Below are 14,885 nucleotides of genomic sequence, written 5' to 3' on the forward strand. Positions count from 1 at the left end.
CTGAATAGTCTCCAGTTTATTATAGATTATTTAATAAATTCTTGCCTTTAAATTTATCCCTTTTTAGCTAGAATTAATATCTGTAACCTAAATGTAATATTGTAGGTGTTATACTTTGAATAAATTAATAGAGGAGAGACACATTTTGGGAAATATAGTCAGTATCAGCCATCGATTATTGGCTGAAATTGTAAAATCTGGTGACACTGTTTTAGACGCTACCTTAGGCAAGGGAAATGATAGTATATTCCTAGCAGAATTAGTGGGTCCTAATGGCCATGTTTATGCTTTTGATATTCAAGAAGAGGCCATTACCATTAGCAAACAACGGTTGCAAGAAAGAAATCTAGCTAAGCAAACTCGCCTTATTCAAGCCAATCACCAAGAAATTGACCATTACTTACCAGCAAAATGTCAACTCTCCGCTGCTATTTTTAATCTGGGATACTTACCAGGGGGCAATAAAACGATTACTACCCAATTCCAATCCACCTTAAGAGCTATTGACCAATGCCTAGAGCGGCTAGTAGCTGGAGGACGGCTAATCATCGCTTGTTATATCGGTCATCCTGGTGGCTTAGAAGAATATCAATCCGTTTATCATCAGCTTGAAAACTTGCCCCAAGAGTGTTATTCTGTGGGCCATTTTCAGTTTATCAACCAGAAAAATAATCCCCCTCGTCTTTTAATTGTCGAAAGGAGATCTTAGTGAAAATCAACTTAAAAAATTCCCAACAGCTGATTCCCCTACTGATTAATTTCTTAATTACCCTGCTCATTTTTACTCCAGGATTTATCTTTGCGTTAACCAACCACTTAATTAATTGGTGGCCATCCTTAGCAATGTGGATTTTACAAGTCTTATTTAGTCAAATGTATTATTTGTTTACCAAGCATAAAGCAATAACTTTCTTGCATAACGGTCTCTTATTAATGGGTGTTGAAATTTTAAGCTTGGTCATTATTATCGCCCTGTGGCCACAACTTGGTGGCTTATCTTTTTCCATGTTACTTATCCAGTGGCTCCTAGTCCATCTGGTAATCATTGCGAAACCTTTAATATCGACTGTCCCGATAATTACTTACGCCAGTCAAATTTTATTGGCGCAAAATGTTTTTGATCAATTACAAAGCAATCTTTTCCTCACTCAATTTGGCATTATACCTATTGTATTTAACCTATCACTAGCCTTCTTGATTGCCGGATTATTCAAAAGCGAAAACGAAAAAGCCATAAGTCATCGTCAAATCCTGTGTGCTTTTATCCTATTTATATTTTGGCTATTACTGGCCTTCTTCTTCGCTAAGATTCCTGTCACAAGCAGTCTAATAATGCTGGTTATTTATTTACTGATTTTGGGATTAGCTATTTATTATTTCAGAAAAGTAAACAAGTTAGGCCCTAAAGAAAGATAAAAAGAAGAGGCTGGGACAAAAGTCCCAGCCTCTTCTATATATACTTTAATTAGTCTTTTACAACGTTAGCAGCTTGTGGGCCACGTTCGCCTTCTTCAATATCGAAGCTTACTGCTTGACCTTCTTCAAGTGTTTTGAAACCTTCACCTTGAATTGCTGAGAAGTGAACGAAAACATCATCTTGTCCTTCACGTTCGATGAAGCCGAAGCCTTTGTCTGCGTTAAACCATTTCACTGTACCTTGTTCCATAAATAAAAATCCTCCTTGTGCCAATGCACATAATAATTAGTAATTCTTGCATGGCTCAAGCGAATAGATGTTGCTTTATTACTAGAGCAAATGTATAACTCGTTACCGATCCAAAAATACTACTAAGAGCATACCATTCCTAACTTATGAATGCAAACCTTTTCCTCTCTTTTTGCCTAAAAGCGATGTTTTATGACAAAAAAGCCCCATATTCCCGTAAACTTAAAAAGCGTTCCTGTCCCACAATAATATGGTCAAGGACATCGATACCGATGAGTTCACCACAGGCTATCAAACGTTTAGTGAAATCAATATCAGCTTGTGAAGGTTGCGGATTACCTGAGGGATGGTTGTGACCAATGATTAATGAAACTGCTGAACATCGTACTGCTGCTTTAAAAATTTCACGAGGATGAGCAACACTTGTATTAATTGAGCCAATAAAAACTGTCTCTTGTTTGATGATTTCATTTTTGGTGTTCAAAAAATAAACCAAGACATGTTCTTGTTGGAAGTCTTGCAAAGCTTCAGTAAAAAACTGACCAGCATCTTCTGAAGAGGTAATCAACCCCTTCTTAGCAATAAAAGTTGAATTCAAACGGTTACCAAACTCTATAGCCGCTTGAATTTCCACCGCCTTGGCAGGACCAATCCCTTCGATTTGTAGAAAGTCAGTATGAGAAGCGGTTTTAAGCTCATAAAGACTATCAAAATGATGAAGAACTTTCATTCCTAACTGGAGCGCATTCAGTTTCTGTGTCCCTGTTCGCAACAAAATAGCCAATAATTCATAAGTAGCTAAACTCTTAGGTCCATTCATCAACAGACGCTCTCGGGGGCGAATTTCCTCTGGTAATTCATGAATTGTCATCGTTTGTGTTTTCATAGCAAAACTCCTTTCATTTATAATTACGAGAAAAGGAGTTCAAATGTCCCAATGATTAAGCAAAATTTTATTCTCTTTATGTTAGGGCATAGCTATAAACAAAAAAGGCTGCGACAAAGCTTAGTATTGATAAGCCTCTGTCAAATCCTACGATATCATTCGCATTTTGGTCTAAGACTTCAACACTAAACGACTTATGTCACACCCTCATTTAATGCTTATTAATTTTTTATTAATTCAATCCTTTATTGATTAATCGAGAAAAGGAACAATATCATCAATTCTTGGCACAACGGCTAAACACTTGTCCAAGACCTCGTCATCTGGAGCGATGAGATCAGGCACCATAATCACATCAATATAAGCAGAGTAAGATGCCCGTACCCCATTAAGTGAGTCTTCTACAACCAAGGCCTCTTCGACTGTATAGCCAGTTAAGTCCAATGCTTTCAAAAAAATTTCAGGATCAGGTTTGGCTTCGCTGACCTGATCACCACCAATATATCCTTTAAAATATTTGGCTATTCCTGCCCGGTCGGTGAAATCAACAATTGTAGCATAGGCCGATGAGGAGGCCACATAGCAAGCAATCCCTTGATTATTTAAATGCTCTAACAAATCCATTACACCCACTTTTAAAGGAGGTACCTGGTGGTTCACCATTTCATTGAATAAAAAATCAGCTCGATCAAAAACCTTACTACCAAGTTCCACATCACCTAATAATTCACCAAAACCACGGCGAGAATAATCACTACCTACACCAATAAAGGGCTGGTAGTCCTCAGCAGTCAGGTCATAATCTACCTCAGCAAAGGCTTCTTTGTTAGACTTATAATAAATCGGCTCCGTATCAAAAAGAGTCCCATCCATATCAAAAATCACAGCTTTTTTCATCATCTGTCTCCTTACTGTCGTCTTTTACCCTATCATAACAATTTTTATGGCCTGAATATAGACAAAAGTCTAGTCAATTTAAATAAATTTACTTAAAGAAGGTCGTTTAGCTTCTCATTAGAAGAAAAAGTCGTTCTCTGAAAACGATGACCAAGACTATTCTGATTTTTCAAACGCACATACTACAAAAGAACCCCTTTCCTCAAAAGTTTTTACGAAAAAAGCCAGACCCTCTAAATACTAGGGATCTGGCTCTACATCTAGATCAATGATCTAGAGTCGAACTAGCTTACAGTCCTTTAATTTCACTTAAACGTTCTTGGCTGGCAGCGAGTTTTTGTCGATAGTCAACACCTTTGTCACGTTCAGCTTGGACAACAGCTTCTGGAGCGTTAGCCACAAATTTTTCATTGGCTAATTTCTTGTCAACACGGTCCACTTCACTTTGCCACTTAGCCACTTCGTCTTCTAAACGCTTAATTTCGTCTTCAATGTTGATGAATCCTTTTAGCGGCAAATAAATTTCACCCTTATCGAAGAAGCTCGTCAAGGCTTGATCGGGGGCTTCCATATCGATACTTAATTCGATGCTTTCTGGATTACAGAAGCGTTCGATGTAGGCCATATTGGCTTGTAAAATATCGAAACTTTCTTGATCATTTACCTTAACTAAGATATTAATGGCTTTAGATAAAGGCACATTTTGCTCGTTACGGGTATTACGGATAGCTCGAATAAAGCTGATCAATACCTGCATAGCATTAGAAGCTTGTGGGTTAGAATATGCTTCTACTTCTTCAGGATAAGCAGCTGTCACAATTGATTCGCCTTGGTGTGGTACATGTTGCCAGATTTCTTCTGTCACGAAAGGCATAATTGGGTGCAATAGACGTAAGGTATTATCTAAAACATAAGCCAAGACAGACCGAGTAGTCAACTTAGCGTCTTCATCATCACCAGATAGGACTTCCTTAGACATTTCAATATACCAGTTACAGAAATCATCCCAGATAAAGTGGTAGAGGTGACGACCAGCTTCACCAAACTCGAACTTATCAAAGTTACGGGTCACAGCAGCAATAGTTTCATTGAGACGAGTTAAAATCCATTGGTCAGTAATGGAATGAACATTAGATAGGTCGATATCTTCATAGGCTAGGTCATCTAAATTCATCAAAGCATAACGAGAAGCGTTCCAAATCTTATTAATAAAGTTCCAAGCTGCTTCTAATTTTTCGGTATTATAACGAATATCTTGACCAGGAGTAGAACCAGTGGCTAAGAACCAACGTAGAGCGTCAGCACCATATTGGTTGACCACATCCATAGGGTCAACCCCATTACCTAATGACTTAGACATCTTACGTCCTTGAGCATCACGGATCAAACCGTGAATTAACACATTTTTGAACGGTCGTTTACCGGTAAATTCAAGTGATTGGAAAATCATCCGGCTTACCCAGAAGAAGATAATATCATAACCAGTGACTAGTGTATTGGTTGGGAAGTAACGTTGGTAGTCAGCGGCATCTTCATTTGGCCAACCCATAGTAGAAAATGGCCATAAAGCACTAGAGAACCAAGTATCTAAGACATCTGGGTCTTGACGCCAATTTTCTTCATCTTCAGGTGCTTCCATGCCCACATACATTTCACCGGTTTCTTTATGGTACCAAGCTGGAATTTGGTGACCCCACCATAATTGCCGAGAAATCACCCAATCATGAACATTTTCCATCCAAGTGAGATAAGTATTCTCAAAACGTGGGGGATAGAAGTCCACCCGGTCTTCGGAATCTTGATTAGCAATCGCTTGTTTAGACAAGTGATCCATAGAAACAAACCATTGTGTTGATAGTCGTGGTTCTACAACCACGCCAGTCCGCTCTGAATGACCTACACTATGAACTTTGTCTTCAATTTCGACTAAGACCCCTTCTGTTTCTAGGTCTTTAACCACCGCTTTACGCGCTTCTTCGCGAGTTAAGCCAGCATATTTACCCGCATTATCATTCATAGTAGCGTCATCATTCATAATATTGATGCGTTCAAGGTCATGACGGTTTCCCACCGCGAAGTCATTAGGATCGTGGGCAGGCGTAATTTTAACCACACCCGTTCCAAAATCGCGGTCAACATAATCATCAGCTACAATTGGGATTTCACGTCCCACTAAGGGTAGGGTCACCGTTCTTCCAATCAAATCTTGGTAACGGTCATCTTCAGGATGAACGGCAACGGCAGTATCTCCGAGCATGGTCTCAGGACGAGTAGTTGCTAAACGAACTGACCCTGAACCATCAGTTAGAGGATATTCTAAATGATAGAAGGCCCCTGGATCATCTTGGTAGATGACTTCCATATCAGACAAGGCCGTTTGAGCTTTAGGGTCCCAGTTGATAATATATTCGCCCCGGTAGATAATCCCTTTTTCGTAGAGATCAACAAAAACCTTACGTACAGCTTCTGATAAGCCATCATCCAAAGTAAATCGTTCTCGGTCATAGTCAACAGAAATCCCCATTTTACCCCATTGTTGACGGATGGTTTGGGCATATTCTTCCTTCCATTCCCAAGTTTTATCGATAAACTTGTCTCGACCTAAATCATGACGAGAGACGCCTTCCTCAGCTAGTTTAGCCTCAACTTTAGCCTGGGTTGCAATACCAGCATGGTCCATACCAGGTAACCATAAAGTATCATAGCCCTGCATCCGTTTAAAACGAATCAACATGTCTTGTAGGGTGACATCCCAAGCATGTCCCAAATGCAATTTACCTGTAACATTAGGAGGTGGAATAACGATTGAATAAGCTTCTACTTCTTTATTTTCATTGGGAGCAAAGAGTCCCTTGTTCACCCAATCCTCATAACGCCCTTCTTCAACAGCATTAGGATTATATTTGCTAGGCATATTAATTTCTTGCATCGAAAAACCCCTTTCTGATAAAAAAAGCCCTATGTCAGCCTAAACTAACATAGGGCGCAAAATTCATTGACACGGTACCACCTAATCATTTCTACTCAACATGATAAGGGTATGTACCCGAGTAATTACCATTGAGCAACTATAACCCAGACCGATCGTGAATTTTCACCTGACATTCACTCGCTAAGCATCCTTCTGTGATTAACCTCTCAACCATTACTCAATATATTTAAGTTTCACTATATTTTAGCATGAGGTCGATTTTTTTTCAAGAATCAGAATAGTTTCTCAATCTTCTTCACGACGTTTGGTTTTACCCGTCCAATCGGCAAAACCACCTTTAAGAATATAGATATCATCATAACCTGCTTCTTTTAACTGACTTGCCACCCGTCCCGCAATCGAAACGCCATTTTCATAGAGGTAAATGGGTTGGCTTTTATTAAGTCCTGGTAAACCAGATTGTTGGATAGTAGAATAAGGGATATTTCGAGCTCCCACAATATGAGCAGAGCGAAAATCATTACTCTCACGCACATCAATGACTTGTGCTTGCCGTTTATTGGCATCAAATTCTTCAGCTGACAGCATTGTCGCTGCTTGCCGACGACGATTCCAATTAATCAACCAATAAATAGCGTAGGCCAAAATGATTATGATTAAAACTAGCCATAAAAGCATTCCAAATGTTATTTGCATTACGAAAAAACCTTTCTATTCCATTAAATTCTTAATTACTAAGGAACCTGCTCCAATAACGCCGGCAGTATTACCTAAAGAAGCAATTTTTAAGTCCGTCGTTGTACGTACACTAGGGTAGACATGAGGGAGGTAATGTGCCTTTACCTTATCTAATAAGTAGTCCCCAGCATTAGCAACTCCGCCACCAATAACAATGGTATCCGGATTTAATACTGAAGCGATTTGACCGAGAGCATGCCCCAAGTATCCCATACATTCTTCAACGACACTTTCTGCAAAAATATCACCAGCTTCTGCTGCTTGGAAAATGTCTTTGGTAGTCACTGCTTGGCCATTTTTTATTTGTTCACGAAGAGAACTATTGGCATCAGCAGTTTTGGCCCTAGCTTGGGCAGTCTGTACGATACCAGAAGCAGAAGCAACTGTTTCCAAACAACCTTGGTTACCACAAGTACATTGGAAGCCATCCGGATTAGCAACCATATGACCAATTTCACCAGCCGCTCCAGAGCCTACCACCAGCTGGTCATTAACGATGACACCACCACCGACACCAGTTCCCAGGGTCACTAAAACCATATTAGGATTTTTATCTCCGGCACCTAGCCATTGTTCACCTAGGGCAGCCACATTAGCATCATTTTCTAAATAAACTGGAATCCCAGGAAAATGAGCTTGGAAACTTTGCCGAATAGGCTGTACCTTTTTCCAATTCAAGTTATAAGCACCCACTACAGTACCCTGGTCACGATCAATGGTACCTGGTGTCCCAATGCCAATACCCAGGAAATCATCAATACTAAAGTCGTTTTTAGCCAAAAAATCATCAATACTAGCTAAAATATCTGGCACAATAGCTTGTCCTTCATCCTGACCACGAGTTAGAATATCCCATTGATGGAATATTTCCCCATTTTCACGAATAGCAGCTAGTTTAACCGATGTGCCTCCAATATCAATTCCCAATACTTTCTTCATTATTGTCACTCCTATTGTTTAACATAGCCCTATGATAACATTTTCATCACTTTGATGCACCGTCACTTCACTAGTAGTTATGATTTTAACCACTACTTGGCAACGACTAATTTCTGAACAGGAATATCATATGGGCCTACTTCCCAGAGTGGGGCTTCGACATGCATTTTGGGAAAAGCCAAACTTAGCGTTTGACCAGGAAAATCAGCTAAGAAACGATCATAATAGCCACCACCAAAACCGAGACGTTGCCCATTATCAGCAAACATTAAACCAGGAACAATAATTAAATCAATATTTTCCTTATCAACAAAATTAGCCGTTGATCGTGGTTCCATCACCCCAAAGGCTGACTCTAGTAAATCATCATCCTTTTCAAAGGGAGCAAAGGCCATTCGTCTTTTGGGTAAAGTTTTGGGAATCACAACTTGCTTACCTTGTCGCCAAGCTTCTTCAATAATGGGTTGGGTGTTAATTTCTCCTGCCATTGAGAGTGTAATCGCTAGAGTCTTTGCTTGAGAAAACACCTCGTCAGTAAAAACTTGTTGATACAAATTATTTTCCATCACTAAGCGTGTTTGCTTATCTAACTCTTGCCAGTAAGATTTAATATTTTGCCGTAAACGATGTTTAGATTCTTTCATTTCACTATCCTCCTCTAAATCAAGAGATTATAAATACCATGGTTCATTAGTATAAAGGCAAGAATTGCCCCATATCCTAATAAGGCTAAAGCTCGATGTCCCCAATTAAAGCTGTCCCTTTGACCTGCCATTATAACAAAGGTGAAGAGCATTCCACCTAGCATACCGCCGACATGGCCCCAAAGATCAACACCAGAAGAAAAAACGTTCAAGATAATATTAACAATAATTAAGGTACGATATTGCTTGCCTAGCACTTGAAAATAGTGGTTTTTGGGATAAAGGATTGCCAAAGCAATAAAAACAGCGAATAGACCAAAAAGAGAAGTCGAAGCCCCTGCTGATACACTCGGACTGAATTGGTAGCTCAAGGCATTTCCCATAACCCCAGCAGCTAGGTAAATCAATAAGAATTTGAAGTGCCCCGTAATCCTTTCCACCATGGGTCCTAAGAAAAATAAAGTCAAGGAGTTAATGATTAGATGGGACAAACCAATATGAATAAAGATTGGTAGGATTAAGCGCCACCACTGTCCTAGAGCAAGCAAGGGCGCATACTTGGCACCAAATAATATTAATGTTTGTGTATCACTAGTAGAGCCAACAGATTCCATAACCACAAACACTAGCAGCTGAATAGCTAATAATAACCATGAAACAAATGGACGTTTATTCACAATAGGGCCCTCCTAATTAAGCACATTCTCTGCTCAAAGTGCTTTAGTTGCTCTCTCCTAATACCGAAAGATAGTAAAAACGGCCAGTCGGTCAACAAGAAAACTTGCGACCAAACTGACCGGTAGATGGCTGCACCGATTATTTTACTTCGCGGAACAAGCACACTTTTTTCAATTTAGGACTGTATTTTTTCAATTCTAAACGGTCCGGGTTATTACGACGATTCTTTTCAGTCAAGTAAACGCGTTCCCCTTTTAATTCTGTGTTTTCTAAAATGATGTTTACACGCATCTTATTCCCTCCAATGCTTTAAGCTATCGTTGATTAAAAATCATACTCAAATAGTATAGCATATCCTACCGACAATATGCAAAATAAATTCCGTTTTTAATCCTCTTGATTAAAGTACATATCTAAGACTTCTCGACTCATTTCTTGGACATTAGTGCTTTGACCACTAATTTCGACCCCTGGAATGGCAATGGATACAGCTACTTCCGGATTTTCGTACGGCGCATAACCTACCCATGTGACATTCTCAATACCTTCACCAGCCTCGGCTGTCCCTGACTTACCAGCTACAGGAATATTAAAGCCTTCAAAGGCAGAATGACCTAAACCATAATCGGCATTCACCTGGTCATAAAAGCCTTCCTGGATTGCTGCTAATTCCTCGTTAGAAATTTGTACTGTATTTAAAATTTTTGGTTGGCTATCATAAACCACTGAGCCATTTTGATAATCATCTTGGCCTTGACGGATTTCCTTCATGACATGAGGAGCTATCCGTTTCCCTCCGTTAGCAATAGTTGAAACATATTGATTTAATGCCATAGGGGTATAAGTATCAAACTGTCCAAACGATAAGTCGAGTGAATTACCTGGGTTATCAGGAATCCCCCCATTGATACCAGCTGACTCATTTTGTAAGTCAATACCAGTGGGTACCCCTAAACCGAATTGTTGGTAAACCGCCCGTAACTTTTCAGGAGTTGACGGGTCAAGGTTCATTAGGGACATACCGTCATAATAGTCAGTAATACCACCAATAGCCATGGCTAATTTAATCATATAAACATTAGATGATCGGGCTAGAGCCATTTTTTCATCCAATTGTACTGGCTCTGAGTCGCGATTGTATGTATACCACCAAGAAGCCTTGGTTGGCGTGCCAGCAAAGTTCATTGGTTGGTCGGTCATGACATTGTCTTGGTCAGTGCCAATAATATCATAATGGAAACCAGCAGCAACGGTCGCCCCTTTAACCGCTGATCCCATTACAAAGGATGAGGAAATCGTTCCCAAAGCGTTGTCAACAATTTCGCCGTCTTCATTACGTTGCTTACCAACCATGGCTAAGACTTCGCCATTATTAGGGTTAGTCAAAACAATATAAATCTGATTGTTGCTTGGAGCGCTTCGATTTTGTAAATACTCCTCAGCAAATTTTTCTAACTTTTCTTGGAGCTTAGAATCGATAGTTAAGACTAAAGTGTCCCCCATTTCACCAGCATAGGTTTGTTCTTGGCGAACCACTTCACCATTTTGGTTGACTTCTGTTTCATTAATTGCCTTGGAGCCCCGTAAGGAATCTTCATACTCCAATTCTAAATAAGAATTCCCTACTCGGTCGTTACGAGCATAACCCTTAGCTAAATAATAGTCTGCCATTTCGGCTGGTAAGCCTTCTTCTGAAGTCGTAACATTTCCTAGAACAGAGCGCAAGAGATGGTCTTTAGGGTAAACACGTCGCCAATCCATGCCTGCTGCCACGCCTGGTAACTCATCACTATGCTCACTCACCAAGGCTACCTCCGTAGACGTCACTTCCTCATTCTTAATAAAAGTTGGCGTAAAAGCATAGGCCGCATTCATTTTTTTAAAAATAGCTGCTGCTTCCATTTCTTGGTCAGAAAAGTCTAAATCTTCCGCTTCAATCTTATCAATTTGTGCTTCATAAATATCATCATCCGATAAACTTTTCTCCTCATCAGAGAGTCGTTCAGTTAAGCGATCAATGTTTTTAGCGGCAAAGTAATCTTGTTTATCACGGTCGGTTAAATTATCCGCGTCCACATCAATATATTTGGCCAAGTTATCAGCGGTTCTAGCCATGTCCTCAGCCGACACATCTTGTCCACGAGTATAGGAAATTGCTTGTAATCCTTCATTATCAACTAACTTCTCACCATTACGGTCGACAATAAACCCCCGGGGGACTCCTACCCTAGCCACATTAGTATCAGTTTTTTGGACTAAGTGGGTAAACATATCCCCTTCAACCAATTGGATATAAGTTAAACGCAAAATTAATACCGCAAACATGGCAAAAACGGCAATCAAAATCACATTGAGGCGATTTAAAAACTTTCCCCAATGTGGCGCCTGTCTATTTTTACGATTAGCATCTGCCATGCCAACACCAACTCCCTACTCAATTCAAACTTAATGGTGACACTTATCATATCATACTATATTAGTATAACCTAAAGCCCAAGACCTAGACCATAGGAAAATATTAAGAATTTTATTAAGGACTAGCAACCAAAGAAGGTGAGTCAAAGCGATATGAATGAATAGAAGCCTATTTCTACAAAACAAAAAATCTAAGACTTTTGTTTCTAGCTCTTTATGCTCTTAAGAAAAAACACCAACAGCAATTTCACTACGCCCAGGCTAAGCATTTATGTTAAGCTAGGAACAAATTACATCACACATTAAGGACGGCTTTATTATGACTTTTAAATCCTTGTGTCAATCCTTTTGGAAACATCATCCCTTAGCTTGCCTTTTGCTGATAGCTTTTTTCTTGCCAATTATTTTAATGGCAGGGCTTTTTATTGCTATGGGAGTTTATCCTTTTGGCGACAACACACTTTTTACCGTTGACTTAGGCCAACAATACATCGATTTCTACCAATATTATCGCCAAGAATTTTTCCAAGGTTTTCCCCAATTCTTTTATTCTTTTGAAAAAGGGATAGGTGGAGAAATGTTAGGTACTTGGGCTTATTACTTATCAAGTCCATTTTTATTGGTTCTCCTCTTATTTCCACAATCGTTAATGTCTCTAGCTGTAGCCCTGATTATCTTACTCAAACTAGGCACAGCTAGTGCCAGTTTTCAATACTTATTGAGTAAAAAATATGGCGATCGAGGAATTAAATCACTGACCTTTTCCTTAGCCTACGCCTTTATTGGCTACTTATCAGCCAACCAACTCAATATTATGTGGTTAGATGGCGTAATCTTCTTGCCTCTTGTCTTATGGGGAATAGAGAAATTATTTAAAAAGGGGAGTCTAGGGACCTATGCTTTCAGTTTAGCTCTTATTCTAGTCACAAATTATTATATTGGCTATATGATCTGCTTATTTGTTGTCTTATTTTTTATTTACCGGTTAATAAGTGCAGATTTCTGGACTTTGAAAAAAACATGGCGTGGTAAAGCTAGAATTGCTAGTAAATTGATTGGTCACTTTACCTTGGCTTCTCTACTGGCTGGTGGCTTAGCAGCCTTTTCCTTACTCCCTACCTACCATTCTTTAATGGCTTCCAAAGGCGCCTACCAAGCAGATGCCTTGGATTGGTCCTTTGCCTATCCTATTACAGATATCTTATCTAAGTTTGTCATCGGCCCTTTTAACTTTGACCAGATGCCTGAGGGTTTACCAAATATTTTCGTTGGTTCACTTGCTCTAATCTTATTTTTGGCTTACTTCACCAATCGGCATTTCCCAATTCGTGAACGACTGGCTGCCTTTGCCTTGAGTCTTATTCTCATTTTATCCATGAATAACCAAGCTCTGAATACGATTTGGCATGGTTGGCAAAATCCCATTTGGTATCCCTATCGCTTTTCTTTTGTTTTTTCAGCCTTTATATTATACATCGGTTATCGTCACTACCGGTCCATAAGCCACTTTTCCTTAAAAGCTGCAATCATTTCCTTGAGCTTGATCGCTCTCTCTGTGATTTATCTCTTTCATAATATGAACGATATGACCTATCTGAGTCCCCGGACAATTTGGTTGACTTTCACCTTGATGATTTTAATTTTGCTGGCATTGTTAGTGATGGAAGATTACCCAAAGTACAGTATCATTTTTCTGCTGATTTTAAGCCTAGGCGAAGGCTTCACTAATTCTGCCTTGACCTTAACAAGTTTAGCTTATCTAAAAGCCGATGATGTAGCAGTACCCATTGAACTTAGTCAAGGAGTGATAGACCAGTATAAACCTAAAAATAATAACTTTTACCGTATGGCCAAAACCTTCCAACGCACCAAAAATGATAGCCTACAACTCTCTTATTATGGATTAAACCAATTTAATTCAACTCTAGAGGTAAACACTAGCCAGCTATTTAAGGCTTTAGGTCAACCTTCTAGCGAAGTCTTTATTAATTATGGTACTGGTACCCTAATTACTGATGCTCTATTCGACATTCGTTACTATCATCGCATGTCACCAGGATTGAATTTAGAGAACCGACCCAAGACTTATACCTATCGTCCAGATTTACGTAACTACCCTATCCAAAGTAATAACGGCCAAATTATTAGTCATGAAAATCCCAATGCTTTGGGTTTAGGCTTTGTCGCTAATGCTGATATTAAAGAGATTGATAGTCAGGATGTCTATCCTATTTACTTGCAAGATGATATTCTCAAGAGTTTGGATCAGCAGCAAAGAGCTGATAACGACCAGAAAATCACTCAGTATTTTCAGTTAGAAAACTTCCAAGGCATTGATTTAGTCAATGTCAGTAAAGATGAAGGTAATGGTGTCAGCGGGACCTATCGGCGTATTGATCCTGACCAAGAGGCCTATATTAATTTAGAAATGACGATTCCTGATGACCGTTCTTATTATCTGACCCTTCCAGGTTATCTCAATGAAAATGAGGTAAGTTTTTATCTCAACGGTCAAGAATTTCCATACGATAGCAGTTTCCGGTCTACCCAAATTTATAACTTAGCGAGTCAAAATCAAAATAAAAATATCGTCTTTCAAATCAAATTATTAACCGATGAAGTTCACCTACAAGACACTAATCTTTATTCATTAGATCCCAAAAAAGTCAGTAACTTGATGCAATCCGTTCAAAGTTTAGCTTTAGAACACTTTGATAATAATTCTTTTTCCGGAACCGTCACATCGCTAACCGACAAGCAAAAGCTGGTCCTCAGCTTTCCTTATTCAGAGGGTTGGCATTTTACTGTAAATGATCAAAAGGTAACCGCTCAACCTATCTTAGAAGGAGGAATGACAGCAATTGATTTAGATCAAGCTGGCACTTATAGGGTCAGTGCCTACTACCTGCCTCCCGGTCTCATTACTGGCATCGGTATTTCTTTAGCCTCCCTGCTACTCTATGGGTTAGTCATTCACCCAAAAGGAAAAACTTGGACTAAAAGGATGAGATGAAAAGCTGTAAGAGCTTAATTAGGAGATAAATAGTCGTCTATTATAAAAGGGCTGGGAATAATTCCCAGCCCTTTTAT

At 39.3% G+C, this 14,885-nt stretch carries 13 protein-coding genes; 3 read left to right on the forward strand and 10 right to left on the reverse strand.

Annotated features, from left to right (window positions below; translation table 11 throughout):
- Positions 1-145 precede the first annotated feature (145 nt).
- Together mnmM and OW157_RS02225 are read left to right on the forward strand one after the other, a co-directional pair.
- Complete coding sequence (gene mnmM / locus OW157_RS02220; protein WP_326938033.1) at positions 146-709, forward strand: tRNA 5-(aminomethyl)-2-thiouridylate-methyltransferase MnmM; 564 nt, start codon at positions 146-148, stop codon at positions 707-709.
- Complete coding sequence (locus OW157_RS02225) at positions 709-1,416, forward strand: hypothetical protein (protein WP_268751701.1); 708 nt, start codon at positions 709-711, stop codon at positions 1,414-1,416. The genes mnmM and OW157_RS02225 overlap by 1 nt, the downstream gene beginning before the upstream one ends.
- Positions 1,417-1,465: 49 nt before the next feature.
- Here OW157_RS02225 and OW157_RS02230 read toward each other — a convergent pair whose 3' ends face one another.
- The 10 genes from OW157_RS02230 to OW157_RS02275 form a co-directional block, all read right to left on the reverse strand.
- Positions 1,466-1,666 carry a cold-shock protein gene (locus tag OW157_RS02230; RefSeq protein ID WP_268751702.1) on the reverse strand — a complete coding sequence of 67 codons (201 nt, stop codon included), beginning with the start codon at positions 1,664-1,666 and terminating at the stop codon, positions 1,466-1,468.
- 190 nt (positions 1,667-1,856) lie between these two features.
- Entirely contained in the window at positions 1,857-2,552 is a 696-nt protein-coding gene (gene radC / locus OW157_RS02235; protein WP_268751703.1) for a RadC family protein, read from the reverse strand.
- A 252-nt stretch (positions 2,553-2,804) separates the two neighbouring features.
- A complete protein-coding gene (locus tag OW157_RS02240; RefSeq protein ID WP_268752770.1) occupies positions 2,805-3,452 on the reverse strand; it encodes an HAD family hydrolase in 648 nt (215 codons plus the stop codon).
- 286 nt (positions 3,453-3,738) lie between these two features.
- Positions 3,739-6,378, reverse strand: coding sequence for a valine--tRNA ligase (locus OW157_RS02245; protein ID WP_268751705.1), 2,640 nt, complete (start codon positions 6,376-6,378; stop codon positions 3,739-3,741).
- A 288-nt stretch (positions 6,379-6,666) separates the two neighbouring features.
- Positions 6,667-7,077: a rhodanese-like domain-containing protein gene (locus OW157_RS02250; RefSeq protein WP_268751706.1), complete on the reverse strand. Its 411-nt coding sequence runs from the start codon at positions 7,075-7,077 to the stop codon at positions 6,667-6,669.
- 15 nt (positions 7,078-7,092) lie between these two features.
- Positions 7,093-8,061 (reverse strand): ROK family glucokinase, encoded by a 969-nt coding sequence (locus OW157_RS02255; protein ID WP_268752239.1) that lies wholly within the window; start codon positions 8,059-8,061, stop codon positions 7,093-7,095.
- Between the two features lie 89 nt (positions 8,062-8,150).
- A complete protein-coding gene (locus OW157_RS02260; protein WP_268751707.1) occupies positions 8,151-8,702 on the reverse strand; it encodes a 5-formyltetrahydrofolate cyclo-ligase in 552 nt (183 codons plus the stop codon).
- 14 nt (positions 8,703-8,716) lie between these two features.
- Positions 8,717-9,379, reverse strand: a complete 663-nt coding sequence (locus OW157_RS02265; protein ID WP_268751708.1) for a rhomboid family intramembrane serine protease — start codon at positions 9,377-9,379, stop codon at positions 8,717-8,719.
- Between the two features lie 139 nt (positions 9,380-9,518).
- Positions 9,519-9,671, reverse strand: a complete 153-nt coding sequence (gene rpmG / locus OW157_RS02270; RefSeq protein ID WP_268751709.1) for a 50S ribosomal protein L33 — start codon at positions 9,669-9,671, stop codon at positions 9,519-9,521.
- A 96-nt stretch (positions 9,672-9,767) separates the two neighbouring features.
- A complete protein-coding gene (locus OW157_RS02275) occupies positions 9,768-11,795 on the reverse strand; it encodes a penicillin-binding transpeptidase domain-containing protein (RefSeq protein ID WP_268751710.1) in 2,028 nt (675 codons plus the stop codon).
- A 319-nt stretch (positions 11,796-12,114) separates the two neighbouring features.
- Here OW157_RS02275 and OW157_RS02280 point away from each other — a divergent pair, with 319 nt between their 5' ends.
- Complete coding sequence (locus tag OW157_RS02280) at positions 12,115-14,808, forward strand: YfhO family protein (RefSeq protein ID WP_268751711.1); 2,694 nt, start codon at positions 12,115-12,117, stop codon at positions 14,806-14,808.
- The last annotated feature ends 77 nt before the right edge of the window (positions 14,809-14,885 follow it).

The sequence above is a fragment of the Aerococcus kribbianus genome (assembly GCF_026805545.1).
Classification (GTDB): Bacteria; Bacillota; Bacilli; order Lactobacillales; family Aerococcaceae; genus Aerococcus; species Aerococcus kribbianus.

What these genes read in the sequence shown, in the direction of transcription:
- OW157_RS02250 (WP_268751706.1), bottom strand. Translation starts at nt 7,077, where the DNA reads ATGCAAATAACATTTGGAATGCTTTTATGGCTAGTTTTAATCATAATC.
- radC (WP_268751703.1), bottom strand. Translation starts at nt 2,552, where the DNA reads ATGAAAACACAAACGATGACAATTCATGAATTACCAGAGGAAATTCGC.
- OW157_RS02240 (WP_268752770.1), bottom strand. Translation starts at nt 3,452, where the DNA reads ATGATGAAAAAAGCTGTGATTTTTGATATGGATGGGACTCTTTTTGAT.
- OW157_RS02260 (WP_268751707.1), bottom strand. Translation starts at nt 8,702, where the DNA reads ATGAAAGAATCTAAACATCGTTTACGGCAAAATATTAAATCTTACTGG.
- rpmG (WP_268751709.1), bottom strand. Translation starts at nt 9,671, where the DNA reads ATGCGTGTAAACATCATTTTAGAAAACACAGAATTAAAAGGGGAACGC.
- OW157_RS02275 (WP_268751710.1), bottom strand. Translation starts at nt 11,795, where the DNA reads ATGGCAGATGCTAATCGTAAAAATAGACAGGCGCCACATTGGGGAAAG.
- OW157_RS02280 (WP_268751711.1), top strand. Translation starts at nt 12,115, where the DNA reads ATGACTTTTAAATCCTTGTGTCAATCCTTTTGGAAACATCATCCCTTA.
- OW157_RS02230 (WP_268751702.1), bottom strand. Translation starts at nt 1,666, where the DNA reads ATGGAACAAGGTACAGTGAAATGGTTTAACGCAGACAAAGGCTTCGGC.
- OW157_RS02245 (WP_268751705.1), bottom strand. Translation starts at nt 6,378, where the DNA reads ATGCAAGAAATTAATATGCCTAGCAAATATAATCCTAATGCTGTTGAA.